Source organism: Novosphingobium sp. SG919 (assembly GCF_012932495.1).
Lineage (GTDB): Bacteria > Pseudomonadota > Alphaproteobacteria > Sphingomonadales > Sphingomonadaceae > Novosphingobium > Novosphingobium rhizosphaerae.
The window spans coordinates 363,367-389,576 of sequence record NZ_JABCNG010000003.1 but is presented as its reverse complement, the minus strand read 5'-3'; the positions used below and the strand labels follow the sequence as shown (position 1 = coordinate 389,576).

General features: G+C 66.5%; 25 protein-coding genes. 8 read left to right on the top strand and 17 right to left on the bottom strand.

Translation table 11 applies throughout. From position 1 onward, the window contains the following. The first annotated feature begins 42 nt into the window (after window positions 1-42). Window positions 43-870 (top strand): hypothetical protein, encoded by an 828-nt coding sequence (locus tag FHT19_RS14785; protein ID WP_168555710.1) that lies wholly within the window; start codon window positions 43-45, stop codon window positions 868-870. A 198-nt stretch (window positions 871-1,068) separates the two neighbouring features. Here FHT19_RS14785 and FHT19_RS14780 read toward each other — a convergent pair whose 3' ends face one another. The 3 genes from FHT19_RS14780 to FHT19_RS14770 form a co-directional block, all read right to left on the bottom strand. Continuing rightward, complete coding sequence (locus FHT19_RS14780; protein WP_168555711.1) at window positions 1,069-1,695, bottom strand: methyltransferase domain-containing protein; 627 nt, start codon at window positions 1,693-1,695, stop codon at window positions 1,069-1,071. A 135-nt stretch (window positions 1,696-1,830) separates the two neighbouring features. Then, on the bottom strand, window positions 1,831-2,781 hold the full coding sequence (locus tag FHT19_RS14775; RefSeq protein WP_169475718.1) for a 2-hydroxyacid dehydrogenase: 951 nt from the start codon (window positions 2,779-2,781) through the stop codon (window positions 1,831-1,833). A gap of 53 nt (window positions 2,782-2,834) precedes the next feature. Next, the gene (locus tag FHT19_RS14770) at window positions 2,835-3,338 is read right to left on the bottom strand and encodes a DUF2141 domain-containing protein (protein WP_248290484.1); all 504 of its coding nucleotides are present in this window, start codon (window positions 3,336-3,338) and stop codon (window positions 2,835-2,837) included. A gap of 328 nt (window positions 3,339-3,666) precedes the next feature. On the opposite strand from FHT19_RS14770, the gene rpe reads away from it, so the two are divergent. From rpe to purH, 3 genes are read left to right on the top strand one after another with little or no spacing between them, the layout of a single operon-like run. Then, on the top strand, window positions 3,667-4,329 hold the full coding sequence (gene rpe, locus FHT19_RS14765) for a ribulose-phosphate 3-epimerase (protein WP_169475717.1): 663 nt from the start codon (window positions 3,667-3,669) through the stop codon (window positions 4,327-4,329). Between the two features lie 4 nt (window positions 4,330-4,333). Then, window positions 4,334-6,316, top strand: coding sequence for a heparinase II/III family protein (locus tag FHT19_RS14760; RefSeq protein ID WP_248290483.1), 1,983 nt, complete (start codon window positions 4,334-4,336; stop codon window positions 6,314-6,316). A gap of 11 nt (window positions 6,317-6,327) precedes the next feature. Further along, the gene (purH, locus tag FHT19_RS14755; RefSeq protein WP_169475715.1) at window positions 6,328-7,917 is read left to right on the top strand and encodes a bifunctional phosphoribosylaminoimidazolecarboxamide formyltransferase/IMP cyclohydrolase; all 1,590 of its coding nucleotides are present in this window, start codon (window positions 6,328-6,330) and stop codon (window positions 7,915-7,917) included. Between the two features lie 90 nt (window positions 7,918-8,007). Here the strand turns inward: purH and FHT19_RS14750 are convergent, their stop codons facing one another. After that, window positions 8,008-9,468, bottom strand: coding sequence for a PQQ-dependent sugar dehydrogenase (locus FHT19_RS14750; RefSeq protein ID WP_169475714.1), 1,461 nt, complete (start codon window positions 9,466-9,468; stop codon window positions 8,008-8,010). 72 nt (window positions 9,469-9,540) lie between these two features. Between FHT19_RS14750 and FHT19_RS14745 the strand changes: the two genes are divergently transcribed. After that, window positions 9,541-10,020, top strand: coding sequence for a GAF domain-containing protein (locus tag FHT19_RS14745; RefSeq protein ID WP_168555717.1), 480 nt, complete (start codon window positions 9,541-9,543; stop codon window positions 10,018-10,020). 4 nt (window positions 10,021-10,024) lie between these two features. Here the strand turns inward: FHT19_RS14745 and FHT19_RS14740 are convergent, their stop codons facing one another. The 7 genes from FHT19_RS14740 to FHT19_RS14710 form a co-directional block, all read right to left on the bottom strand. After that, window positions 10,025-11,080 carry a nucleoside hydrolase gene (locus FHT19_RS14740; RefSeq protein WP_211184931.1) on the bottom strand — a complete coding sequence of 352 codons (1,056 nt, stop codon included), beginning with the start codon at window positions 11,078-11,080 and terminating at the stop codon, window positions 10,025-10,027. A 128-nt stretch (window positions 11,081-11,208) separates the two neighbouring features. After that, the gene (locus FHT19_RS14735) at window positions 11,209-12,171 is read right to left on the bottom strand and encodes a ParB/RepB/Spo0J family partition protein (protein ID WP_169475713.1); all 963 of its coding nucleotides are present in this window, start codon (window positions 12,169-12,171) and stop codon (window positions 11,209-11,211) included. Continuing rightward, on the bottom strand, window positions 12,168-12,944 hold the full coding sequence (locus FHT19_RS14730) for an AAA family ATPase (protein ID WP_168555720.1): 777 nt from the start codon (window positions 12,942-12,944) through the stop codon (window positions 12,168-12,170). The genes FHT19_RS14735 and FHT19_RS14730 overlap by 4 nt, the downstream gene beginning before the upstream one ends. Further along, window positions 12,941-13,636 carry a 16S rRNA (guanine(527)-N(7))-methyltransferase RsmG gene (gene rsmG / locus FHT19_RS14725; RefSeq protein WP_248290482.1) on the bottom strand — a complete coding sequence of 232 codons (696 nt, stop codon included), beginning with the start codon at window positions 13,634-13,636 and terminating at the stop codon, window positions 12,941-12,943. The genes FHT19_RS14730 and rsmG overlap by 4 nt, the downstream gene beginning before the upstream one ends. After that, window positions 13,633-15,486, bottom strand: coding sequence for a tRNA uridine-5-carboxymethylaminomethyl(34) synthesis enzyme MnmG (gene mnmG / locus FHT19_RS14720; protein ID WP_169475711.1), 1,854 nt, complete (start codon window positions 15,484-15,486; stop codon window positions 13,633-13,635). The genes rsmG and mnmG overlap by 4 nt, the downstream gene beginning before the upstream one ends. A gap of 170 nt (window positions 15,487-15,656) precedes the next feature. Next, the gene (gene mnmE, locus FHT19_RS14715; RefSeq protein WP_169475710.1) at window positions 15,657-16,961 is read right to left on the bottom strand and encodes a tRNA uridine-5-carboxymethylaminomethyl(34) synthesis GTPase MnmE; all 1,305 of its coding nucleotides are present in this window, start codon (window positions 16,959-16,961) and stop codon (window positions 15,657-15,659) included. Window positions 16,962-16,994: 33 nt separating this feature from the next. After that, window positions 16,995-17,264 (bottom strand): DUF6489 family protein, encoded by a 270-nt coding sequence (locus FHT19_RS14710; RefSeq protein WP_179505878.1) that lies wholly within the window; start codon window positions 17,262-17,264, stop codon window positions 16,995-16,997. A 207-nt stretch (window positions 17,265-17,471) separates the two neighbouring features. On the opposite strand from FHT19_RS14710, the gene FHT19_RS14705 reads away from it, so the two are divergent. Then, window positions 17,472-17,858, top strand: a complete 387-nt coding sequence (locus FHT19_RS14705; protein ID WP_169475709.1) for a nuclear transport factor 2 family protein — start codon at window positions 17,472-17,474, stop codon at window positions 17,856-17,858. Between the two features lie 141 nt (window positions 17,859-17,999). On the opposite strand, the gene FHT19_RS14700 is transcribed toward FHT19_RS14705, so the two are convergent. From FHT19_RS14700 to FHT19_RS14690, 3 genes are all read right to left on the bottom strand, one after another. Further along, the gene (locus tag FHT19_RS14700; protein ID WP_169475708.1) at window positions 18,000-18,458 is read right to left on the bottom strand and encodes a hypothetical protein; all 459 of its coding nucleotides are present in this window, start codon (window positions 18,456-18,458) and stop codon (window positions 18,000-18,002) included. 22 nt (window positions 18,459-18,480) lie between these two features. Next, window positions 18,481-19,737, bottom strand: a complete 1,257-nt coding sequence (gene rho, locus FHT19_RS14695) for a transcription termination factor Rho (protein ID WP_168555725.1) — start codon at window positions 19,735-19,737, stop codon at window positions 18,481-18,483. 248 nt (window positions 19,738-19,985) lie between these two features. Then, window positions 19,986-20,429, bottom strand: a complete 444-nt coding sequence (locus FHT19_RS14690; RefSeq protein ID WP_169475707.1) for a CopD family protein — start codon at window positions 20,427-20,429, stop codon at window positions 19,986-19,988. A 162-nt stretch (window positions 20,430-20,591) separates the two neighbouring features. Here FHT19_RS14690 and FHT19_RS14685 point away from each other — a divergent pair, with 162 nt between their 5' ends. Both FHT19_RS14685 and FHT19_RS14680 read left to right on the top strand, forming a co-directional pair. After that, entirely contained in the window at window positions 20,592-21,014 is a 423-nt protein-coding gene (locus FHT19_RS14685; protein WP_169475706.1) for a hypothetical protein, read from the top strand. Window positions 21,015-21,085: 71 nt separating this feature from the next. Continuing rightward, on the top strand, window positions 21,086-22,051 hold the full coding sequence (locus FHT19_RS14680; RefSeq protein ID WP_169475705.1) for a hypothetical protein: 966 nt from the start codon (window positions 21,086-21,088) through the stop codon (window positions 22,049-22,051). A 57-nt stretch (window positions 22,052-22,108) separates the two neighbouring features. Here the strand turns inward: FHT19_RS14680 and FHT19_RS14675 are convergent, their stop codons facing one another. From FHT19_RS14675 to hemE, 3 genes are all read right to left on the bottom strand, one after another. Continuing rightward, window positions 22,109-24,241 carry a S9 family peptidase gene (locus FHT19_RS14675; RefSeq protein ID WP_169475704.1) on the bottom strand — a complete coding sequence of 711 codons (2,133 nt, stop codon included), beginning with the start codon at window positions 24,239-24,241 and terminating at the stop codon, window positions 22,109-22,111. 148 nt (window positions 24,242-24,389) lie between these two features. Further along, on the bottom strand, window positions 24,390-24,884 hold the full coding sequence (locus tag FHT19_RS14670; protein WP_211184930.1) for a TlpA disulfide reductase family protein: 495 nt from the start codon (window positions 24,882-24,884) through the stop codon (window positions 24,390-24,392). After that, window positions 24,881-25,909, bottom strand: coding sequence for a uroporphyrinogen decarboxylase (gene hemE / locus FHT19_RS14665; protein WP_169475702.1), 1,029 nt, complete (start codon window positions 25,907-25,909; stop codon window positions 24,881-24,883). Before hemE ends, FHT19_RS14670 begins: the two co-directional genes overlap by 4 nt. Window positions 25,910-26,210: the final 301 nt, after the last annotated feature.

Below are 26,210 nucleotides of genomic sequence, written 5' to 3'. Positions count from 1 at the left end.
GCTTTGCTAGGGCATGGGCAAAGCAAGGCCTGAGGAATTCCCGTGAGCAAACCGTTGATCGCCCCGTTGGACAGCATGGCCGCCTGGCAGGGCGCCACCCGCATCGTTTCGGCCAATGCCGATGTGCTGCTGGCGATCGCGGGCGTGTTCTTCCTGCTGCCGATGCTGGCCTGGGCCGTGTTCGTGGCGCCGCCGGCCGTCACGCCGGAAATGACGCAACAGCAACTCGCCCAGGTGATGCAGGACTATTACACCCGCAACCTGCCTTACCTGCTGCCGCTGACCCTGCTGCAGATCACCGGGTTCATCACCATGCTGGTGGGCATTCTCGATCGCACCCGCCCCACCGTGGGCCAGGCGCTGCGCAATTGCGCCGCGCGCGTGCCGGCCTATTTCCTGGCCCAGGTGCTGGTCGGCCTGTTCGCCGTGCTGCTGATGACCGTGGTCAGCGGCGTCCTCATGGCGCTGCGCGTGCCAGCGGCCGTGGCGGCCGGCGCCGGGATCGCCGCGGTGGTCTATCCCATGCTGCGCACGATCATGGTCGGCCCGGTGCTGGGCGTTGGGCGCACCCACAATCCCGTCATGGCCATCCGCGCCAGCCTTGCGCTCACGCGCGGCAACACGGCACGCATCCTGGCCTTCCTCGGCCTCGCCCTGGTGGTGTTCCTGGTGGCGATGAGCGTCGTTATGATGCTGGTCGGCCTGATCACCGCGCAACTGCTGGGCGCCGACAGCGAAACCGCCCGCCTCGTCAACGAAGCGGTTTCCGCACTGCTCTATTCGGTGGGCTACACCTATTTCGTGGCGATGCTGGCGGCCGTCCACGGCCAGCTGACCAAGGACCTGCCTCGTCCGTTCGAGCAGCTGTAAGAGTCCGTTTTGAAAATGCGCCAAGGCGCATTTTCGTTGCGGCACCGGCCCTCTCCCCACCCCACCTCCCGACGATAGTACCCTATGGGAGGTCGGGTGGGGGAGAGGGCCGGTGCCGCATATCCGGCAAAGCCGGATTTCCAAACAGTCTCTAAAAAACGAAACGCGCCCGTTCCATTACCGAACGGGCGCTGGCGCTCAGTCTTTCCAGCCGCAGGAAATGACGCAGGGCGGCACGTTGATCGGCTCGAAATCCTTGTCGATGCGGCGGAAATAGCGGCTCATCAGCGCCCGCGCCCGCGCGGTGTACTGATAGACCAGGAACGCGCCACCGGGGCGCAGCACGGCTTTCGTGGCTGCCATGATCGCCGGCCCTACGCCTTCGGGCAGCGTGGTGAACGGCAGGCCCGACAGCACGTAGTCGGCATGGTCGAAGCCGTGCTGGCGCACGATGCTTTCCACGTCGGCCGCCGATCCGTGCACCGCGATGAAGCGGCTGTCACCGATGGTGCGGGCCAGGTAGTTGATGAAATCGGGATTGGTGTCGATCACGATCAGCCGCGCATCGCGGCGCAGGCGATCGAGTACCGGCTGGCAGAACGTGCCCACGCCCGGGCCATATTCCACGAACAGGTCGCAGCGTTCCCAATCCACCTTGGACAGCACGCGCGCGATCGTGCGGCGCGAGGACGGCACGATCGCGCCGACCATCACCGGGTGCTTGAGAAAGCCCTTGAAGAAAATGCCCGCCGGACCGAACATCCGTTCCGCCTTGCGCCGAACCCGCTGATGCAAAGGGGCACGCGCCGCCTGGGTCGAATTCATTGTGGACAGGCATCCCTATCTTCGTGAGTGAACCGCGCAAGTTGCAAATCCGCGGCACTATTGCAAGCGTTCGACGCGCCGGACAGTGCCTTGCGATGAACCGTTATCGAACACACGCGTTCCGCAACAAACCGATCAGCCCTGCAAATGCCGCGTTTCCGGCACCGGGGTGAGCGCGCGGCCGGTGTCGAACCAGGCCGCCAGATTGTCGATCATCAACTGCCCCATGGCCGTGCGCGTGGCGACGGAGCCCGAGCCGACGTGCGGCAGCAGCACCGCGTTGTCCTGCGCCAGCAGGGCTGCGGGCACATGCGGTTCGCGGGCAAAGACGTCGAGCCCGGCAGCCAGGATCGTCCCGTCCTGAAGCGCGGCGATCAGCGCGGTTTCGTCCACCACGGTGCCGCGCGACACGTTGATCAGCACGCCTTGCGGGCCCAGAGCGGCCAGCACTTGCGCATCGACCAGCCCCACCGTGGCCGGCCCACCGGGCACCACCACCACGAGCACGTCCACCGCCTGTGCCAGAGCCACGGGCGTGGGATACCAGGGATAGGCCACCCCCTCCTGCCGGCTGCGGCCATGATAGGCGATATCGACGCCAAAGCCTTCCAGCCGCCGCGCCACGGCCTTGCCGATCGCGCCCAGGCCCAGGATGCCCACCCGCCGCCCGCGCAGCGTGGGCGAAAGCGGAAAGGCACCCTTTTCCCACAGGCCGGCGCGCAAGTGGCGCTCTGCCTGGGGCAAGCGGCGGATCGTGGCCAGGAGCAGGCCCACCGTGAGATCGGCGACTTCCTCGTCCAGCACGCCGCCGGTGTTGGTCACCACCACGCCGCGCGCCACGGCAGCATCGATATCGATGTTGTCATAGCCCACGCCGAAATTGGCGATGATCTCAAGCGCGGGCAGGCGATCCATCACCTCGGCCCCAAGGCGCCCGAACAGGGTGTTGGTGGCCAGCGCGCGGATCGATCCGGCCGCGCTTTGGTCCAGCCCCTCCCACAGGCGGTGAACGGCAAAGGCCTGTTCCAGGGGTTCCATGGTAAAGGGCGGGAACGGCGCGGCGGCCAGGACGGCAGGCTTGGTCATGCCCGGCAGGATAGCCAGCCGTCCAACAAAGTCAGCCCCTTATCGGGGCAACGTCAGGGATAGCGCAGGCGGATGCGGGTGGACAGGTTGGTGCGTGGCACGGCCAGCCGCACCGAACGAAACTCCAGCAGGCTTTCGATCGAACCCGGATTGCCCGAAAAGCCGAAACCCTCTGCCGGCAGGCCCATCGGCCCGATGCGGTTGAGCGCGCCGGAATTGTCCTCGTCGTGATAGACGGCCAGGGCATAGATGCCCGGCTGGGGCAGGAACAGGCACATGCGCGTCTTTTCCGCGCGCGCCGGCACGCGGCCGACATAGAGCGAGCCGCCGTCGATCAGGAACTTGCGCTGGTCATCGGGATAGACCGTCAAGGCGATCACCCCGCGATCGGAGCGCACCTTGTCGATCGTGACATTGAGCCAGGTGTCGCTGGGCGGGCCGACACAACCAAGCGGGGGCAGGCGCACATCGTGACTGGCCGCCAGCGCGGGTGCCGGCGCCAGGACCAGCGCCAGGGTGGCAGCGAACCGTTGCAGGGTGGAGTTCAGCCTTTTCACATCCTTGTCGATGGCAAGCCCGGCCGCCGATGGCAAGAGGCTGCGGCACACCCACGCGCATGGCCATGCATTTGCAGCGCGGGCGTGGCCTTGTTGCCAAGCCGATTTGCCACGCAAACGGAGCCAGTTGGCACCAATCAGCCCCGAAACCGGACAAAGCCTGCGCCACAAACGGCAAACTTTGCTTGTGGCGCCGATTCGGCGCGGTTAAGCGCCATCAGGCGCCCGCTTGGCGAATTCGCCGGGCCGGGCTATCTCTTCCCCGCCGGGGTCATCCACCTGCCCCATCGGGGCGCTGCCTAATGTGTTGTGATCGGATCTGATGTCGATGCCAGTGCCGTTGATTTCCCCCTCGATCCTTTCCGCCGATTTTTCCCGGCTGGGCGAGGAAGTGCGCGCGATCGATGCCGCCGGTGCCGACTGGATCCATGTGGACGTGATGGACGGCCATTTCGTGCCCAACATCACCATCGGCCCTGCCGTGGTGAAGGCGCTGCGCCCGCACACCGCCAAGCCGTTTGATGTGCACCTGATGATCAGCCCGGTGGACCTCTACCTTGAGGCATTCGCCAACGCCGGTGCCGACATCATCACCGTCCATCCCGAAGCCGGCCCACACATCCACCGCACGGTCCAGGCGATCAAGGCCCTGGGCAAGAAGGCGGGCATTGCGCTCAATCCGGCCACGCCCGCCAAGATGCTCGATTACCTGATCGACGATATCGACCTGGTCCTGGTGATGAGCGTGAACCCCGGATTTGGTGGGCAGAGCTTCATTGCCAGCCAGCTTCGCAAGATCGAGGCGGTGCGCAAGATGATCGACAAGACCGGCCGGCCCATCCACCTGGAAGTGGATGGCGGCGTGGATACGACCACCGCCCGCCAGTGCGTGGCCGCCGGGGCCGATGCGCTGGTGGCCGGAACCGCCACGTTCAAGGGCGGCCCCGATCACTATGCCGCCAATATCGCGGCGCTCAAAAGGATCGACTGACCCCGTGGGCGAACCCGGCTTCTCCATCGCACGCGGCCAGGCTGCCAAGGCCCCAGCCCGTTCTGCGGACGAAGCCCGTTCTGCCGACCAGGCCCGTTCCGCAGACGAGGACAGCCCCGCCCTGCCCCTGGGGCTGGACCGCGAGCCGCTGCGGCGTGAAGCACCCGCGGCGCCATCGCCTTCGTTGCCCCCGCTGCCGCGCCCGATGCCCACCGATGAAGACACGCCGCCGCGCCCCGAAGTGGTGGAGCCCGGCCGCGCCCTGGCCCTGGCCGATTTCTCGCCCCCGGCGGTAAGCGCGGGCGAACGCTTCATGCGCTTTGCCTATCGCCTGGGCCTGCCGGCCGGCGCGCTCCAGCCGTTTCGCAAGCGGGCACGCCCGCGCCTCACCGCCACGGTCAGCAACCCGCTGCCCGGTGACGTGACAGCGGGCAAGGCCCTGCGCGCCGGGCATTTCCTGGTGCACGGCATGAAGCAGGCGATTGCCGACACCGAGTTCACCGGCCCGCGCCTGCCCCCGCCGTTCGAACGCATGGTCCATGGCTTTGCCTGGCTGCCCGATCTCGAAGCGAGCGGGCCGCGCGCGCAATGCACGCCCGTGGCCGAACGCGTGCTGGGCATGTGGCTCAACGCCAATCCCCAGCCCAACGCCAGCCCCGCCTGGGACGTGGGCCACACCGGCCATCGCCTGCTCACCTGGCTGATCCACGCGCCGCTGCTGCTTTCGGGCAACGACAAGAAGTTTCGCAGCCGCGTGCTGCATGCCATGGCCGAAACCGCGCGCTGGCTCGATCGCCACGTGACGCGGGCAGATGACAAGCTGGGCGAAGTGGCCGGCTGGGCGGCGATCACTGCGGCCGGGCTGCTGATGGCCGATGGCGGCCCCCGCCGCCTGTTCGGCGAAGCCGGGCTGATCCGAGCGCTGGGCGACATGGTGGGCGACGATGGCGGCGTCTTGTCGCGCAGTCCGCTGGGCCAGATCGAGGCGATCACTATCCTGGTGCGGCTCAAGGCCTGCTACGCCGCCGTGCGCCGCGATCCGCCCCAGCAGATCGAAACGATCCTGTCGTTGCTGGTGCCGCCGCTGCTGGCGCTGCTGCATGGCGATGGTGCGCTGGGAAGCTGGCAGGGTGCTGGGGCCGTGCCGGCCGAGCAGATCGCCACGCTGGTCAAGGCCAGCGGCGTGCGCACCCGGCCTTTGCGCGATGCGCGGCAATGGGGCTACCAGCGCATCACGGCAGCCAAGTCTGTCCTGCTGCTCGATGCCGCGCCGCCGCCGATCGCCCGCCACGCGCGCGATGGCTGCGCCTCTACCCTGGCGTTCGAATTCAGCCACGGCGCCGAACGCCTGATCGTCAATTGCGGAGGCGCGGCCTTTGCCGGTGGGCTCATCCCGCTGCGCCTGGCCCAGGGCCTGCGCGCCACGGCAGCCCATTCCACGCTGACGATCGACGATTTCAATTCCACCGCCGTCTTGATCAACGGCAAGCTGGGCAGCGGCGTTTCCGAAGTGGAAGTGGACCGCCGCACGCTTCAGGCCGATGGCAGCTATGCCGCGACCGGCCCTGGCCCGGCCGGCCAGTCCGCCACGCGGATCGAGGCGAGCCACAACGGCTATGTCAGCCGCTATGGCCTGCTCCACCAGCGCATCCTGATCCTGCGCGACGATGGCACCGAGCTGCGCGGCGAAGACCTGCTCGTGCCCCAGGGCAAGAAAGGCAAGCGCGGCATGATCGGCGTGGCCTTGCGCTTCCACCTTGGCCCGCATATCGAGCTGGCGCAGGGCCAGGACGGCCTTGGCGTCACCCTCGCGCTGCCCGACGGCGGCCTGTGGCAGTTCCGTTCGGGGCGGGAGCCGGTGACGATCGAGGAATCGCTCTGGGCCGATGGGCTGGGCCGTCCGCTGGGCACGCGCCAGCTTGTCATCACGGCCAAGATCCCGCGCAGCGGAGAAAGTTTCTCCTGGCTGCTCAAGAAGATGAGATAGGAATTTTCAACGTGAGCGATGTGACGATCCGGCGGGCGCTGCTTTCGGTGTCCGACAAGACCGGCCTTGTTGAGCTGGGCCAGGCGCTGGCCGCGCGCAACGTGGAACTGGTTTCCACCGGCGGCACGGCCAAGGCCCTGCGCGAGGCCGGCCTGGCGGTGAAGGACATTTCCGAACTGACCGGCTTTCCCGAAATGATGGATGGCCGCGTCAAGACGCTGCACCCCAAGGTCCACGGCGGCCTGCTGGCCGTGCGCGACAACGCCGAGCATGCCGCCTCCATGGCCGAACACGCCATCGGCGCGATCGACCTGGTCGTGGTCAACCTCTATCCCTTCGAAGCAACCGTGGCCAAGGGCGCCGAGCGCGAGGAAGTGATCGAGAACATCGACATCGGCGGCCCGTCGATGGTGCGTTCGGCGGCCAAGAACCACGATTACGTCACGATCCTGACCGATCCGGCCGACTATGCCACGGTGATTGCGGAACTGGAGCAGACCGGTGGGAAGACCACCCTGCCCTTCCGTCGCGCCATGGCGGCCAAGGCCTATGCCACCACGGCCGCCTATGATTCGGCCATTGCCACCTGGTTTGCCACTGTGGACCAGCAGCAGCATTTCCCCCAGACGCTGGCCGCCGCGCACAGCCTGGTGACCACGCTGCGCTATGGCGAAAACCCGCACCAGTCCGCCGCGCTCTATGTGCCGCGCCGCCCGGCTGTGGTTGGCCTGCCCCAGGCCGAGCAGATCCAGGGCAAGGAACTGTCGTATAATAATTATAACGACGCCAATGCCGCGCAGGAGCTCATTGCCGAGTTCGCTGCTGACAAGCCGACCGTGGTGATCGTCAAGCACGCCAATCCGTGCGGCGTGGCCAGCGCCGATACCCTGCTCGATGCCTGGCATGCTGCCTTGGCCTGTGACAGCGTTTCGGCCTTTGGCGGTATCGTGGCGGTCAACCAGCCGCTCGATGGCCCCACCGCCAATGCGATCTGCGAGATCTTCACCGAAGTGGTCGTGGCCCCTGGCGCCGACCAGGCCGCCCGCGATGCCTTTGCCCGCAAGAAGAACCTGCGCCTGCTGCTGGTGAACGAACTTCCGCAAGCGCACCGCGCTGGCCTTGTCACCGTGCCGATCGCCGGCGGCCTCTTGGTGCAGGACCGCGACAACGGCCGCATCACGGCCGACGATCTCAAGGTCGTCACGCAGCGTGAACCCACGCCACAGGAACTGAAGGACGCACTGTTTGCCTGGACCGTGGCGAAGCACGTCAAATCCAACGCGATCGTCTATGCCAAGGATGGCGTGACGGCCGGCATCGGTGCAGGCCAGATGAACCGGCGCGACAGCAGCCGCATCGCCGCCGCCAAGGCCCAGGAAGCCGCGCAGACCCACGGCTGGAGCGAAGCGCGCACGGTCGGCTCTGCCGTCGCTTCCGACGCGTTCTTCCCCTTTGCCGATGGCCTGCTGGCCGCGGTGGAAGCCGGCGCGACGATGGTGATCCAGCCCGGCGGTTCGATCCGCGACGAAGACGTGATCAAGGCTGCCGACGAAGCTGGCCTGGCCATGGTGTTCACCGGCATGCGCCACTTCCGCCACTGATTGCGGTTTTCGGACACGAAAATGGGGCGGTGCCAGTGCGGCAACGCCCCATTTTTTTTGTGCCCCCTTCCGCTTGCGGGAGGGGAGTCTTTACGGCTGCGGCTTGTTCAGCACCGAATCCGGGTTTTCCTGGATGCGGATCTTGCCCATCGGCGGCTTGGGCGGCAGCACGCGGTCGGCGATCTGGGTGATCGCCGGTGCAGGCTTGGCGCCCGGCGCCGTCACGCGCCAGATCACGCCGCCAACGTCGTCGCTGACCAGGAGCGCGCCATCCTTGGCAAAGGCCACCCAGGTGGGCCGGCCATGGGCCTTGCCATCCTTGTTGAGGAAGCCGGTGAGCACCGGCGCGGGCGGCGCGGGCAGCACGTTGCCGTGGTTGTCAAACCGCACGAAGACCACGTCATAGCCGGCCAGCGGACGACGATTCCACGAACCGTGGCGGGCGATGAAGGCACCACCGGCAAAGCGTTCGCCCAGGGTGTTGCCACCGCGCGCAAAGGCCAGGCCCAGCGGCGCCACGTGGGCGCCCAGGCCATATTCGGGCTTGCGCACGTATTCCATCAGGTATTCGGGCATCGGCTCGTTCACGCGCCAGTCGATGTTCTTTTTCCAGTATGCCCAGGGCCAGCCATATTGCGCGCCCAGCGGCACATTGGTGAGATAGTCGGGCACCAGATCGGGGCCGAGCATGTCGCGCTCGTTGACCACGGCCCACAGTTCACCGGTGTAGGGGTTGAAATCCATGCCGTTGGGATTGCGCATCCCGCCGGCAAACTGGCGCACGCGGCGCAAGCTGAAATCATATTCGAAAATCGCGGCGCGATCGGCTTCGGCATCGATGCCGTTGTCGGCAATATTGGTGCCCGAGCCCACGGAAACATAGAGCCGCTGGCCATCGGGGCTGAGCGCCAGGTTGCGCGCCCAGTGCATGCCGGCCGGCGGCAGGTCCATCAGCTTTTGCGGCTTGCTCGGCAGGTTGGTCTGCCCCGGCTGGAACGGCCACGACACGACGCCATTGTGGTTGGCCACATAGAGCCGCCCTTCGCGCCAGACCATGCCGAACGGCGAATCGAGCGCGGGGTTTTCCATCACCACGCGCTGCGCCGCCTTGCCCGTGCCGTTGTCGCGCAGCAGCACGATCTTGTTGGGCGAAGGTTCGCCCGCGCCGGCCTGGCTGAACAGGATGCCCGCCACAAAGCCGGTGATCCCCCCGCCGCCATGATCGCCCGCAGGCGCGTTGGTTTCGGCGGTCAACACGTCGCCATTGGGCAGAACAGCCAAGGTGCGCGGATGGTCAAGCCCATCGGCAAAGCGCGTAACGACCAGACCCTGCGCCGCCACCGGCGTTTCGCCCGCCTGCCATCCCACCGGCTTGGCAATGCCGATGCCGGGGATGATCTGCGGCGAAGGCTCCGCCATCTTGGGATGGGGGCCAGAGGTTTCGTCGGTGGTATATTGCGCGGCGGGGCCACGGATGGCCCATACCAGGAACGCAGCAATCGCGATCAGCAGCAAGCCCAGGGCGATCAGGAACTTCTTGAAGGTGCTCATGGGCTGCAAACTAGGGCGGCCAGCGCTTCGCTGCAATGACAGCTTGCGGGAAATCGGCTAGAGACCAAGGCCATGTACGATTTTCATTTTGATGCCGCCGACAAGCCCACGCTCTATGCCGATCTGGCCGCCGCCGCACGCGGGCTGATCCATGGCGAAAGCGATGGCGTGGCCAACATGGCCAATGTCGCCGCGCTGCTCGCCCTGGCGCTGCCCGATTGCAACTGGACCGGGTTCTATCGCCTGGTGGGCGATACGCTGGTGCTGGGGCCGTTCGCAGGCAAGCCCGCCTGCATCCGCATTCCGCTGGGCCAGGGCGTGTGCGGCGCCGCCGCCGCAACCGGCGAAACGCAGCTGGTGGCCGATGTGCACGCGTTTCCCGGCCACATCGCCTGCGACGCGGCCAGCGCCTCGGAACTGGTGGTGCCGATCAAGCGCGATGGCGCGGTGATCGGGGTGATCGATCTCGACAGCCCGACCATCGCCCGCTTCGACGAGGCGGACGCGCGCGGGATCGAGACGCTGGCAGCGATCCTGGCCGACGCCATCTGATCTCTCAGTGCCCGCCTTCGCGCAAGGTTTGGGCATAGAAGGCCAGCACGGCGGGTACGTCCACGCCCGTGGCCACCTTGATCGCGCCATGCCCGGCAAAGCCGGCATCGGTGCTGCCGGGCGGTTCCATCAGCGTCACACCCGCGCCTGGCCCGCCGCTCGGCTCCACCCGCACCACGCCTTCCACCGTGACATAGGCCGCCGGGCGCAAGGCATAGAACACCGCGCTGGAATCGTGCACGGGCATGGTGCCCTGGGGGCTGAGATAGGTTTGCCGGGTGATCGCGCGGATCAGCGCGCCATCCTGGCCCGATAGCGCGTCAAGGTAAGCGCGGTCCATCACGGTGCGGATCGTGACGTCGAGCGGCACCAGCGTGACCGGCCAGCCCGCGTTGATCACTGCATCGGCCGCTTCGGGATCGCCGCCGATATTGGCCTCTGCCACCGTGAACGGATTGGCGCCCTGCCGCGCGCCCTGGTAATTATAGCCAAAGGCGCCGCCCATGATCACCACGCGCTTGGCCAGGCGCAGCAGATCCGGCGCCATGGCCAGTGCCGCGGCCAAGTTGGTAAGGCGGCCCACCGCCAGGATCGTCACTTCGCCGGGGTGGGACCGCACCACATCGATGATCAGTTGCGGCGCGCTGCGTGGATCGAGCGCCGCATGGGGCGCGGGCATGGCATAGTTGCCCAGGCCGTTGGCGCCGTGAATCCAGGCTGGCGGCGGTGGCGTGGGGCCGATCAGCGGCTTGGCGGCGCCGCGCGCGATCGGCGCGGAAAAGCCCAGATAGTCTTTCAGGAACAACGCATTGCGCGTGGTATCGGCAATCTGCGCATTGCCGAAGACGGTGGTGACGCCCAGCAACTGCACATCCGGCCGCCGTGCCAGCAGGATCAGCGCCATGGCATCGTCGATGCCGAAATCGGCATCCATGATGATCTTTTCGGGGGACGCGAACGATGGCGTTTGTGCCGCCCCCGCATTCCCCGCCAGAGCCAGGCACAAGCCCAGCAGAAGGGCAGCACCACGCCGCCCGATCAATGGCCGCAGCAGCCCCATGCAGGATGGCCTTCCGGTTCGATGGCAGTTCACCATACGAACCTGAAGGTTTCATCCTGTGCAATCAAACACAATGAAATCGACGCAGCGTTGCAAAATTCCGCATGACCACAACGATCACCGCAGGATCAGATCGCCCCGCCGGTCAGCCGCTGGCAGATCAGGTCAAGCTGGTCGAGCGTCTTGTAACGGATCACCACGCTGCCCGTGCGCGGATCGGTATCGGCGTTGATCGTCACTTTCAGGCCCAGGAATTCCTCCACATGGGCCTGGACCGCAGCGATATCGGCGCTGTCGGAAGGATCGCGTTCGGCGCGGGCGCGGCGGGGGCCTGCCTCGGGCTTTGTCGCGCGCTTGGCCATGCGTTCGGCATCGCGCACCGAAAGGCCCTTCGCCACGATTTCCTGCGCCAGCGGCAGCGGATCGGGCAGCACGGCCAGCGCACGCGCATGGCCCATCGACAGGTCATCGCGCTGCACCATGTCGAGCACTTCTTCGGGCAGCGACAACAGGCGCATGAGGTTGGCCACATGGCTGCGCGACTTGTCGACGAAGCGGGCGATTTCCTGCTGGGTCAGCCCGTCGTTGTCGGACAGGCGCTGATAGGCGCGGGCCTCTTCCACCGGATTGAGGTCTTCGCGCTGGAGGTTTTCGATGAGGGCCAGCGCGGTCACTTCTCGCTCGTCCAGCTGGCGCACAATCGCGGGAATTTCGTGCACGCGGGCACGCTGCGCAGCGCGCCAGCGGCGTTCGCCGGCCACCAGTTGATAGCGCCCCCCGGCAATCGGGCGGACGATCACCGGCTGGATCACCCCGCGCGCGGCAATGGATTGCGCCAGTTCGTCCAGCGCTTCCTCGTCGAAATGGCGGCGCGGCTGATCGGGGTGCGGCTCGATTTCCGCAACGGACAGCAGCGCCACGCCCGTGGTGGCACGAGCCGGTGCCGCAGCGGAAGCCCCTGCCCCGTTGCTGGCCGGTGCCGTCGGACGGACAAGCGACTCCTCGCGCCGGGTCTCGCCCAGCAAGGCGCCCAGCCCCCGGCCAAGTGCGGCGCGCTTTACCGGTGCCTTGACGCCCTCTTCGCCGCTCATGCCGCCTTCCTCCGTTCCGGCAGGCGCCCGATCAGCTCGCGCGCCAGTTTCATGTAAGCCTGCGACCCCGAGCAGGCATGGTCATAGATCAACGCCGGCAGCCCATGGCTGGGCGCCTCGGACAGGCGCACGTTGCGGGGGATCACCGATTCGAACACCAGATCACGCAGGCACGATCGTACATCATCGGCCACCTGGTCGGTCAGGCGGTTGCGCCGGTCGTACATGGTGAGCACGATGCCCAGGATGCCCAGATCGGGATTGAAGCGTTCCTGCACGCGCTCCACAGTCTGCAAAAGCTGGCTAAGCCCTTCCAGCGCGAAGAATTCGCACTGCAGCGGAACCAGCAGGCTATCGGCCGCAGCCATGGCGTTGAGCGTCAGCAAGCCAAGGCTGGGCGGGCAATCGATCAGGCAGATTTCGTGCTGGGTATCGCGGTAAAGCGCGGCGCGCAGGCGGCCGGTGCGATCGTCCACGCTGACCAGTTCCACTTCCGCGCCCGACAGATCCACCGTGGCAGGAATGATATCCAGCCCGGGAATACGCGTGGGCACGGCGCACTCGGCCACCCCTGCGCCGTCGATCAGCATGTCATAGGAAGACCGCTCCCGATCCGCGGCGTTGAGGCCGATGCCGGTGGATGCGTTGCCCTGGGGATCGAGATCGACCAGCAGCACTTTCCAGCCCGTAGCAGCCAGGGCCGTGGCGATATTGATAGCAGTGGTGGTCTTGCCCACCCCGCCCTTCTGATTCGCAATGGCGATCGTGATCATCGACGGGAGCCTCGTTGGGAAGCACCACCCGCATGGGCAGGCTTCGGGGGATGGCCACCCAGCAAGCGGCCGGCGATCACACCGGCGGCGGGATCGGTCAGCGATTGTTCCACGTGAAACACATGGCGCCAGGTTTGGGGCAGTATAGCCAATTCTTGCGCGGCCTTCGCCCCTTTTGGCAGCAACCAAACCGTTTCCGGTGTGGAAAAACGCGCGGAAATCGTCAGCAACTTGTCAAGCGGCGCAAATGCGCGCGCGGAAAGCACCGCATGGGCTTGATCGGGCAAGTCTTCCACCCGCGCCAGCACGACCTGCACCCGATTCAGCCCCAAGGCTTGCACCGCGCGCGACAGCCACTCAGTGCGCAGCCGGCGCGAATCGACCAGCGTGACCGGACGTTCGGGCTGCAGCGCAGCGATCACCAGCCCGGGAAAGCCGGCACCCGTGCCCAGATCCAACCAAGAACCAGCGGGCAATGTTTCACGTGGAACAGCGAGCAGCTGCGCGCTGTCGACAATGTGGCGCTGCCACACCATCGGGATCGTGCCCCGTGCGATCAGGTTCTGGCGCTCGTTCTCTTCCACCAGCAGATCGACCAGCCGCGCCAGGCGCGCCATGGTGGCGTCATCGGCGCCCAGCGTCTGGCGCAGCCAATCCTGCGCCTCGGCCTCGCTCGTGATCGAGACGGTCATGCCGCCACCATGCGACGGCGCGCGTGAACCAGCAGGCTGGCAAGCGCCGCCGGGGTAATCCCGGCCAGCCGCCCGGCTGCCGCGAGCGTCTCGGGCTGGGCCGCGCTCAGCCGCTCGACCATCTCGGCGGAAAGCCCCGGCACTTGGGCATAGGGAAAGCCCTCCCCCAGCGGCACGTTCTCGTTGGCGCGCAAGTCACGCAGCTCGGCCTCCTGTCGCGCCAGATAGGGGGCATAGGCGGCGTCTTCCTCGACCTCTTCCACCAGCAAGGCATCGGCGGGCATGGCGTCACCCAGCCATGGCGTCAGATCCGCCAGGTTGACTTCGGGGAAGCGCAGCCATTCCATCAGGCTGCGCCGCGCACCATCGGCACGCACGGCCAGACCAGCCCTTGCCATTTCGCTGGGCGTGGTCTCCTGCGCCAGCGCCGCTTCCAGTTGCCCGCGCGCGTCAAGACGCCGCTCGAACCAGGCGCGGCGCTCCGGTCCAACACAGCCCGCCGCCAGCGCCAATGGCGTCAAACGGGTAGTGGCATTGTTGGCGCGCAGGCGCAGGCGATATTCGGCCCGCGCGGTGAGCATGCGATAGGGCTCGCTGACGCCATGCAGCGTCAGGTCATCGATCATCACCGCCATATAGCTGGACCCGCGATCAAGCTGCGCAGGCGCCGTGCCCAGCACCGCCGCCGCCGCATGCATCCCGGCCACCAGCCCTTGCGCGGCCGCTTCCTCGTAACCGGTGGTGCCGTTGATCTGCCCGGCGCAATAGAGGCCGGGCATCGCACGCACCTCCAGGCTGGGCCGCAAGGCGCGCGGATCGATGTGATCGTACTCCACGGCATAGCCGGGCACGACGATCTCCACCTGCTCCAACCCCTCCATCGAACGCATCATCGCCAGTTGCACATCGGCCGGCAGCGAAGTGGACAGCCCATTGGGATAGACGAGATGGTCATCCAGCCCCTCCGGTTCCAGAAATACCTGGTGGCTGTCGCGGTCGGCGAAGCGGTGGATCTTGTCCTCGATCGACGGGCAATAGCGCGGGCCGCGTGCACCGATCGCGCCGGTGAACAAAGGCGAACGATCCAGCCCGCCGCGAATGATATCATGCGTGCCGGCATTGGTGCGGCTGATACCGCAAAAAATCTGCGGCAGCGGGCGCGTTGTGCTGAGCGGCGACATCGTCCAGGGATCGGCGTCACTGTGCTGTTCCTCCAGCCGCGACCAATCGATCGTTCGGCCGTCGAGGCGGGGTGGCGTTCCGGTCTTGAGCCGCGCCATCGGCAAGGCGGCATCACGCAATTGTGCGGCCAGCCGATGGGCAGCGTCTTCGCCGATGCGCCCCCCCTCCATCCGTTCCTCGCCGCGAAACAGACGGGCGCCCAGGAACGTGCCCGTGCACAGCACGACGGCCGATCCATCCAAAATGGACCCATTTGATAACGTAACGCCCGTTACGTTACCGCCAACCAGGCGGAGCGCCGCGGCCTCTCCCGCCACGACGGTAAGGCCTTGCTGGTTGTTGACCACGGCCTGGACCGCGGCCTTGAATCGCTTGCGGTCCGCCTGTACGCGCGGCCCCTGCACGGCGCTGCCCTTCGATCGATTGAGCATGCGATAGTGAATCGCCCCGGCATCGGCCGCCCGCGCGATGACGCCATCGAAGGCGTCAACTTCGCGCACCAGGTGTCCCTTGCCCAGCCCGCCGATCGCCGGATTGCAGCTCATCGCCCCGATCTTGTCAGGATCGAAGCTCACCAACGCGGTGCGCGCGCCCATCCGGGCAGCCACGCAAGCCGCCTCGACGCCGGCATGACCGCCGCCGACCACGATGATATCGAAGGAATGCATGCCCCTGCCCTAACGCTCTGCGTGGCTGGGGTCAAACTTGTGTTTCACGTGGAACAATGTCGGGCTCGGTCTGGTGCCCTTTCGACAGGCTCCGGGCGAACGGAGGGAAAGGGTAGAATTTCCCCGAACCCCGTTCGGGCTGAGCTTGTCGAAGCCCCTGCGCCACCGCCTCACTTGCCGATGCAGAACCGACCGAACAGCGCATCGAGCATGTCCTCGGTCCCGGCCCGCCCGGTGAGCGCATCGAGCGCGCGGCGGGCCAGGCGCAGTTGTTCTGCCGCCAGGAGAGGATCGTGTTCATCCCGCGCGGCGGTGAGCGCCGCATGAACTTGCACAAGAAGATCGTGCTGGCGCGCATTCAACGCTGCTTCCCCCGGCGCGGGCAGGCTCGCACGCGCGTGGGCGACCAGATCGCGGCGCAGCGCGTCGACGCCTTCGCCGGTATGGGCGGACAGGCGATGGCGGGGGCTGGCCTTGGCGGAGGCGGCAGGATCGTCGGCGCGGGCGGCCAGTTCCCACAATGCCAGGCCCTGCGGCCCTTCCCCCTCGGGACCGAGCCACAGGATAAGGTCGGCCTTCGCCGCTTCCGCACGGGCACGCGCGATGCCGATCCGTTCGATCTCACCCGCGCCTTCCTCACGCAGGCCGGCGGTGTCGGCAAACGTAAACGGCACACCATCGATGGCGACGCTGCGGGTCAACACGTCGCGCGTGGTGCCGGGCTCGGCGGCGGTGATCGCCGCTTCGGATTCCACCAGCGCGTTGAACAAGGTGGACTTGCCAGCATTGGGCGGCCCGGCCAGCACCACGCGAAAGCCTTCGCGCAGCGGTTCGGCGCGCGGCCGATCAAGCCAGGCTGCGATACGGGTGGCGAGGTCGGCGGTGCGATCGCCGAAGCCCGCCGGCAGTAGCGCGCCCCCTTCCCCCACGTCATCCTCGTCAGAAAAGTCGAGCAGCGCTTCAAGCTGGGCCGACAGCGTGAGCACGCCCTGGCGCCAATCCTCCACCCGACGCGACAGCGCGCCATCGGCCATGGCCAAAGCGCTGCGTCGCTGCAATTCGGTTTCGGCACTGAGCAGGTCGGCCAGGCCCTCGGCCTCGTTCAGGTCGATCCGCCCGTTGAGAAACGCGCGCCGGGTGAACTCTCCCGCCTGCGCACCACGCAACCCCGGCAGGCGGCCCAGCGCTGCAAGCACGGCACCAACCACAGCCCGCCCGCCGTGGAGGTGAAGCTCGGCACTGTCTTCCCCGGTTGCCGTCTGTGGGCCAGGCAGCCAGAGCACCATGGTCGCATCGAGCAGGCTGCCGTCGATGGGATCGACCAGCCGGCGAAAGGTTGCCCGGCGTGGGCTGGGCAGCTTGCCCGAAAGTGCCACGAGTGCAGCACCAGCCTGTGGCCCGCTGACCCGCACCACGGCGATGCCAGCCGGCGGTGCCCCGGAACTGAGGGCGAATATGGTAGAGTTCTCGCTCATGCCGCGCCGCTTATCACGCGGCAGAAGGCACGCCTACTTCTTGTCGCCGCTCATGCCCGCCTTGAAACCAGCCATTGCGGCGCCGGCACCCTGTTCCATGAATTGCTGGAACAGCTTGAGGCCCATTTCGCCCATCGGCGCGAGTTGCTTGGCATAGCCCTGCAACTGGTCGACGCTGCTCACGCCCTGCATCGCCTTGGCCAAGGCATCGACATAGACATCGTTGGCGCGCGACACATCGGGCAGGCCCAGAAAGCGCCGGGCTTCCTCCGGGCTGCATTCGATTTCGACATTCACTTTCATGGCTGGGCTCTCCGAACGTGTCACGCTTGTGCGGCAAAGGTGTCATAGTCGCAGCGGCGCGCCAAGCGGGAGATCCACCGAATTGGCAAGCGCATCGATCAACGCCGTTGCGACGGATCAATGCGCCAGCACGGGCGTTGTTTCACGTGGAACACGAAGGGCACGGCGATGACCGCGCGATGGCCCTTCTTGCAGGGGAGACAGATCATGCAGCTTGGATTGGCCGCTTGGCACCGCGCGATGCTGGCCGGATGCCCGCAGGACTTGTTGGCCGAACTCGTGGCCGAAGATGCCGTGTTCCATTCGCCGGTGCTGCACACCCCGCAAGTGGGCCACCAGGCGGTGTGCCTGCACCTTTCGGCCGCCTGTGGCGCCTTGTGCCAGGGTGGGCTCGGCTATGTGCGCGAACTGGTCGATGGGCCCGAAGCGGCGCTGGAATTCGAAGCCACGCTGGACGGTGTGGCGGTAAACGGCGTGCACCTGCTGCGCTTCGACCTTGAAGGCCGGATCATCGATTTCAAGGTTCTGGTGCGGCCCTTTGCTGCGGCGGACCTGCTGTGGCGCAAGATGGCCGAGGCGCTGGAGGACGACTGACGTTGTTATGCGGGCGTTGGCTCTGGCCCTTCGACAGGCTCAGGGCGAACGGAAGGTGAGAGAAAGACAACATCATCCCGTTCGGGCTGAGCTTGTCGAAGCCCCCACGCACCATGTGAACCGCGCCGCCAGCAATCAGCCTCAATCCGGCGTGGCAGGCTCTGTCAGAAAATAATCCCCCCGCCCCTGCGGATTGACCGGAACCGTGAAGGCAGCGAGTGGCAATGCCAGCAATGCGAAGGCCGGCAGGATCCCGGCATAAACCGCTATTGCACCAGGTACGATGTTGCAGGCAGCCCAGAGGCTCATGCTGCGCAGCACGGCGCGACGCAGGCCATATGAAAAGGCCCACTCCTCCTCGCCCAAAACCTCATCGAGCAGGTCGCTGGCGATGGCGTGATGGCTGGCCGGAATCCACAGGCGGTGACCGCCTAAAGCAAGGGAATTGATCGAAACTCCCGCATGGCCCTGTGCCCCCACACAAACGGGAATGCCATTGGCCTCCAGCATGGAGGCGACAACCAGCGCCTCTGGCCTGGATATGAGAATGGCGAGACACACCATGGCGTCTTCGTGCCGGTCTGCCTCGCCATCAATCATGGGCCGTGATGCTCCAGTTGGATTACTGGTTCATGGTCGCGAAGAAGTCTTCGTTGGTCTTGGAATCCTTCATCTTGTCGAGCAGGAATTCCATCGCGTCGACCGTGCCCATCTGCATGAGGATGCGGCGCAGCACCCACATCTTGCCGAGCTGGTCGCGCGGCACGAGGAGTTCTTCCTTGCGCGTGCCGCTCTTGCCCACGTCGAGCGCGGGGAAGATGCGCTTGTCGGCGACCTTGCGGTCGAGCACGATTTCCGAGTTGCCGGTGCCCTTGAATTCTTCAAAGATCACTTCGTCCATGCGGCTGCCGGTGTCGATCAGCGCGGTGGCGATGATCGAGAGCGAGCCGCCTTCCTCGATGTTGCGCGCGGCGCCGAAGAAGCGCTTGGGGCGCTGCAGGGCGTTGGCGTCCACACCGCCGGTCAGCACCTTGCCCGAGGACGGGACCACGGTGTTGTAGGCGCGGCCGAGACGGGTGATCGAGTCGAGCAGGATGACCACGTCGCGCTTGTGTTCGACCAGGCGCTTGGCCTTTTCGATGACCATTTCGGCCACCTGCACGTGGCGCGTGGCGGGTTCGTCGAAGGTGGAGGAGATGACCTCGCCCTTCACCGAACGCTGCATGTCGGTCACTTCTTCAGGGCGTTCATCGACCAGCAGGACCAGCAGGAACACTTCCGGGTGATTGTCGGTGATCGCCTTGGCCATGTTCTGCAGCAGCACGGTCTTGCCGGTGCGCGGCGGCGCCACGATCAGCGCGCGCTGGCCCTTGCCCTGCGGGCTGACCAGGTCGATCACGCGGGCGGACTTGTCCTTGACCGTGGGATCGAGCGTGTCGAGCTTCAGGCGCTCGTTGGGATAGAGCGGGGTGAGGTTGTCGAAGTTGACGCGGTGGCGCACGGCGTCGGGATCGTCGAAATTGACTTTCATCAGGCGGGTGATGGCAAAGTAGCGCTCGCCGTCCTTGGGCGCGCGGATTTCGCCTTCCACCGTGTCGCCCGTGCGCAGGCCCCACTTGCGGACCTGGTTGGGCGAGACATAGATGTCGTCCGGCCCGGCCAGATAGTTCGCCTCGGGGCTGCGCAGGAAGCCGAAGCCATCGGGCAGCACTTCGATCGTGCCGATGCCGAGGATTTCTTCCCCATCTTCGGCCACTTCCTTGAGGATGGCGAACATGAGGTCCTGGCGGCGCATCGTGCTTGCGCCTTCCACGCCCAGCTCTTCGGCCATTTCGACCAGCTCGGCAGGGGTTTTCTTTTTGAGTTCTTTAAGATGCATTTCGTGTGTTCCGTCAGCGGAATTAGGCTGGAAAATGGCCGGCGGGCCGATGGGCTTGGGGAAAGCAGGCCGTCAATCGCGACGGGCGCGATTGCATGATTTGCCGGTCGACAGCGGCGTTATGCCGGGAATGGGGCCGCGTCAATTGAGGAATGGTGATCTGGGGCCGTGTTGCGGCCAGCGTCAGCGCATGGCGTCGGGCACCCTCAAACCCCCTCCTCTTCAGAGGAGGAGGCTATCCTGTTTGCTTAGAAAGGCTTGATGATCACCAGGATCACGATGATCGCGCCCAGCACGCCGGGCACTTCGTTGAGCAGGCGCAATTGCTTGCCGGTCAACCGGCGTTCGCCCCGCGCCAGGGCACGGTGATAGCGCGCCAGCCAGATGTGATAGCCGGTGAGCGCCACCACCAGCAGCAGCTTGGCATGCAGCCACCCTTGTGTGAACCAGCCGCCGGTGATGGCCATGGCAAGGCCCAGAATCCACACCACCGCCACGCTGGGTGCCATGATGATCTTCATCAGCTTGCGTTCGCGGTCGGTCCACACCGCATTGTCGGGCGAATTGACCGGGGTTTCCTGGTGATAGACGAACAGGCGCGGCAGCATGAACAGCCCCGCCATCCAGAAGATCACGAAAATGACGTGGCCGGCCTTGAGCCAGAGATAGAGCATCGAGAGCACCTGGAGCATGAGGGGTCTTTTACCGTCTGCGCAAAGGGACTGGAACGGCCTTTCGACAGGGAACGCAACACGCGCCGAAACGGCCCCATGGCATCTCGGCCTTTGCCGGCCTGATTGCAAGAACCTTGCCCGCTGGGGTATGCAGCACGGCATCGAAGGGGGAAACCACGCGTGCAGGCCGGCCGGCAATTGCTGATGCGCCATCCGCGCCTGGGCCTGGTGGTCCTGGCGCTGGTGCTGGGCCTGCGCGTGCTGATCCCACCCGGGATGATGCCGGTGCCCGATGGCGCACGCGGCATCGTGGTGGCGCTGTGCGATGGCAATGGCCCCGCGACGCTCCGCACGGTGTTGCTCAAGCCGGACGCCCGCGCGGCGAACGATCCGCGCAAGACCGACGGCAGCGCCAACCCCGGCCCTTGCGCGTTCGGCGTGCTGGCCGATGCCCTGATCGGTAGCGGGCAGCCTGTGGCCCTGCCCTTGCCGGTCGGGGTTGCCACACCGCTGGCACCGCACCGCACCAAAGCGCTCGCCCTCGCAGCCTTGGCCCATGCGCTGCCGCCGGCAAGGGCCCCGCCGGCCTTGCCGATCGCCTGATCCCTCGCATCCGCGTTTCAGCATGGCCGCCCCCCAAGAGTGGGCGCGCCGCCCATCGGGATTTTCCGATCATGTCACGTCATTTTCTGGCAGCCACGGCGGCTGCCCCGCTTGCGCTTGCCGTTCTGCCGACTTCCGCCCTCGCCTGCGCCAGTTGCGGTTGCACGTTTACCTCGGACTGGCTCAACCAGGGCCTGGTGACCCAGCCCGGCCAGGCCGTGACGCTGCGCCTGGACTATGTGCCGCAAAGCCAGTTGCGCACCGGCACGACCAAGGTGGATACCCGCAACATCGACATTCCCAACGAGCGCGAGATCGAGCGCTGGACCGACAATGTCTATGTCACCGCCAGCTACGATCGCCAGTTTGCCAACGATTGGGGCTTCAACGTCTCGGTGCCGTTCATCATCCGGCCCCACGCCACGATTGCCGAGGACACCGACAGCGAAAGCCGGTCCCGCACACACGGGTTGGGCGATATCCGCCTGATGGCGCGGTGGCAGGGCCTGTCCACCGCCAAAGGTGTTACCGGGTTGCAGTTCGGCCTGGTCCTGCCCACCGGAGCCTTTCACCAGACCTTCCGCAGCGGGCCGGCCCAGGGCGAAGAGGTCGACCGTGGGCTTCAGCCTGGCACGGGCACGACCCAGGCGGTGATCGGTGCCTATCACTACCGCCGCCTGGGCCAGGATTTCGCCCTGATGCTCCAGGCGCAGGCGCAGATCGCACTCAATGCCCGGCAGGACTATCGCCCCGGTACGATCGGCGAAGGATCGGTGGCAGTGCAATGGCTTGGCCTGGGCCGCGTGGTGCCCCAGCTGCAGGTCAATGCCCGGATCAACGCGCAGGACAGTGGCTTGAATGCCGATGTGGACAACAGCGGCGGCGAACAGGTCTACCTGGCGCCGGGCCTGACCGCGCCCCTGGCCGCGCGGGTTTCTGCCTTCGCACACGTCCAGCTGCCGCTCTACCAGCGGGTGATCGGCTGGCAGTTGGCGCCACGGGTCAACCTGGCTGCCGGCCTCACCGCGCGGTTCTGACGGGGGCTGGATCGTTGGGATGGAGGGAAGCGCATGGCATCCCCTCCATCCCCGGTCTTATGGCGTGGGCTTGAGCCAGCGGGCCAGCCAGCCAAACACGCTCTGATGCCACTGCAGCGAGTTCTTGGCCTTGAGCACCCAGTGGTTCTCGTCAGGGAAGACCAGCAGTTCGGAAGGGATGCCCCGGCGCTGCAAGGCGGTGAAGCTGGCCAGGCCCTGGGTATAGGGAATGCGGAAATCGTTCTCGCTGGTGATCACCAGCATCGGAGTCTTCCACTGCGCCACGTGGTTGACCGGGTTCCACTTTTCAAAGGCTTCGGGCGCCTCGAAATAGGCGTGGCCGCCATGCTCCCATTCGTCGAACCACAGTTCGTCGGTTTCATAGGCCATGGCGCGGGCATCGAACACGCCGTCGTGCTGGATGATGCACTTGAAGCGATCAGGCCACTGCCCTTCGATCCAGTTCATCATGTAGCCGCCATAGCTGCCGCCCGCTGCGCAGGCGTTGGCGGTATCGACCGCACTATCGCGGGCCGCCGCAGCCACCATCCCCAGCTTCAGGTCCTGCAGCGGCTTGCCGCCCCAATCCTGGTTGATGCTGTCGGTGAAGGCCTGGCCATAACCGGTGGACCCGTGGAAATCGATGGTGATCGCGGCATAGCCTTGCGCGGCCCAAAGACGCGGGTTCCAGCGCGTGGACCAGCTATCGTTGAACGACCCTTGCGGCCCGCCGTGCACCAGCAGCACCGTGGGCAGCTTGCCCGTGGCGCCCGCCGGCTTGAGGATCTGGCCCCACACGGTATCGCCATTGGCCCCGGCGAACGAAAAGCGCTGGACGGCAACCGGCGCCATGGCGGCAAGCGCGCTGGCGTGAAGGTCGGTCAGGCGCGTTGCCGCCTGGCCAGGCTTGCCCAGGTAAAGCTCGGGCGCGGCATCGATCGAATCGCGCTTGAGCAGGAATGCCCCGCCCTTGAGTTCGGCGATCTGGGCAACGTGGCCTTCGCGGCCCTTCTGGAACGCCAGCCGCGTGGCCTTGCCGCTGGCCAGATCGACGCGGAAGGCCGGGGTATCCAGCACGTCCTGCGCCGTGACGATCAGCGCCTTGCTGTCGGCGGTGAACGCCAGCGAACTGGCGGAACGATCCCAGTCCTGCGTCAGCGGGTGGCTTTGCCCAGTCTTGAGGTCCATCAGTTGCACGACCAGGCGATCGGCTTCGTACCCGGCGCGCGCCATGGCCGCCCAGGCGAGCCAGCGCCCGTCGGGCGAGACGGCCGGCGTGGTATCGGTGCCGCGGTTGCCGGCCGTCAGGTTGCGCGGTGCGCTGCCATCGGCCGGTGCCCACCACAGGTCGAGATTGGTCGAGCGGGGCTCGTCACGATCGGCCTGGCGCGCGGCATAGATCACGGCGGTGGAATCCGCGCTCCAGGTCAGTTCGCTACCGTCGCCGAACGGCTTGCTGGGCGCGTCACCCACCAAGCCGCCCTTGGCAGGATCGCCATCGAGGGCGTGGCCACTGGCCGGATCGACCTGGCCGGCCTTGAGCGTGAACGCGAAAATGCGGCTATGGATGCCCGGCGTCTCCCAGGCGTCCCAATGGCGCACGAAACCGGCGCCATCGCGATAGAGCCGCCCGGTGCCCGGCCCGGGCAGGCCGGTGTTGCCATCGCCGTGCGGCAAATCGGCGCAACCGCCAAACGTGGCGCAGGCGCGCGCCACATCACCCCACACCGCCAACCGCGTGCCATCGGGCGAAAGCTTGAAACCGGCCACTTCGGCGGCAAGGTCGGTTACCTTGACGGGGGCGCCGGCAGAGCCATCGGCGCCGGTCTGCACCGACCAGACCTGCGCGGTCTTGCCATCCTTGTCCGAAAGGAACCACAGCCGCCCATCGGGGGCAAAGGCCGGATCGCTTAGGCTGCCCTGCCAGTTGAGCTTGACCGGCTTGGCCCCCTTCCTGTCCAGCGCCAGCAGCCACAGCGCGGTGCTGCGCTTGTAGCTTTGCGGGTCGGTGGTGGTGACGGTGTAGGCCGCCAGGCGCCCATCGGCGGAAACGGCAAAGCTGCCCAGGCGGGGGAGCGTGACGAGATCCTGCGTGGTCATGGCCGGCGCAGACGGCGCAGGGGCCGCTGCAAAAGCGAAAGGCGCCGTGCCAAGGGCCAGCGCCGCGAGCGAGAGCTTGAACGTGTTCATGGCAGGCATGGGTAGCCTGACCCTCGCCCAGCGCAAGGGGGAATGGCAGGCCGGCAAGCATCGCCGCCGGTTGCCGCAAAAGGCGATGGGCAAGAACGCTTTGCCCGGGCCAGCGCCGACGGCATCAGCCATGCTGGCCTGGGCCAGCCTACCCCCGCGCCAATGCCCCGGCCAGCGCCTGTTCGAACCGCGCGGCATCGAGCGGGCCAAATCGGGCCAGCACCGCGCCATCGCGGCCATAGATCCGCGTTTCGGGCAGCGCGGTGGGCAAGTCACGCGGGCGCCAGTGGATATCCACGGCACGGACCAGGGCAAAGTGCACGCCCATCCCGCCGGCCAGTATCCGGCTGCGGCTGGCCGCAGTATCGAGCGATATGCCAACCATGCGCAGGCCCTGGTGGCCGTGGCGCGCAAAGGCGGCATCGAGGATCGGCATGTCGGCACGGCACGGGGCGCACCACGTGGCCCAGAAATGCACGACGACCACATCGCGCGCTGCCGGGTTGATGGCAAACGGCGCGCCATCGAGTGTGGTCGTGGCGAGCGGCGGCAGACGGTCGGGCTCGGCTTGGGCCGCCGGGGCAGCCGCCAGGGCCAGCGCGGCCCAAGCCAGCGCAGCAGGCGCCAGCACGGCCCGCTTCACGGGCGCTGCCACCCCCGTACGATGGCCAGCAACTGCTCCACATGGGCGATCGGGGTGAACTGGCCGATGCCATGGCCCAGATTGAACACGTGCGGCCGGTCGGCAAAGGCGTCGAGCACGCGCAGCGTCTGGCGCTCCAGTTCGGCCCCGCCGGCCAGCAGCAACAGCGGATCGAGATTGCCCTGCACCGGCAGGCCCGCAGGCAATTCGCGCGCGGCCCACAGCGGATCGATGGTTTCATCCACCCCCACCGCGTTGACGCCGGTTTCGCGGGCATAGGCCACCAGCTTTTCCCCCGCGCCCTTGGGAAAACCGATGACCGGCACATGGGGATAGCGCGCCTGAAGCGCGGCGGCGATGCGGGCGTTAGGCGCAATCACCCAACGTTCGAATTCCGATGGCGCCAGGCTGCCGGCCCAGCTGTCGAACAGCTGCAGACCTTCCGCGCCCGCGTCCACCTGTCCGGCAAGGTAATCGATGGTCACGTCAACGATGGCGTCGATGATTGCCTGGAACGCGGTGGGATCGCGATAGGCAAGCGCGCGCGTCTCGTGATGATCGCGGCTGCCCTCGCCCGCCACCATGTAGGTCGCCACGGTCCACGGGCTGCCCGCAAAGCCCAGCAGGGTGGTCTGTGGGCCCAGGGCGGCCTTTACCCTGCTCACGGTATCATAGATCGGGGCAAGGCGCTGTGGCACCCCCTGGAGGCTCTCCAGCGTGGCATCCACCAGCCGGGGCGACAGGCGCGGGCCTTCGCCGGCGGTGAACGTCAGGTCCTGGCCCATGGCATAGGGCACGATCAGGATGTCGGAAAACAGGATCGCTCCGTCGAAGCCGAACCGGCGGATTGGCTGCAGTGTGATTTCCGCAGCGGCCGGTGCGTCATAGACCAGTTCCAGAAACCCGCCCTTTTCGGCCCGCAGCGCGCGGTATTCCGGCAGATAGCGGCCGGCCTGGCGCATCAGCCAGATCGGCCGGCGGGAAAGGTTCTGGCCGGTGAGCGTTTCGAGAATGGGACCGGGCATCTGTACGTTTTTCCAATCCAATCAAAAAAATAGAATCTTATTAAATGGGATGATGAAGGTAGTTGGCCCTGTGGAAACCGGGGATAGTGAGGCTCTGCCCGATTTGTCCCACATCCTCCACAAAATTCGTGGGGTGCGAATCCGGATGACTCCCGGCGCAAGACAAACTTGTGCCCGTTACCCACAGGCTGTGGGAAAGGCTGTCCCCATGGGGATGAAATGGCCTGGGGATGACTCGCAACGGGGGTGAAATCGCGGGCGAAACTTGTCGTCCGTTTCATCCCGTGGTTTATCCTAGCGC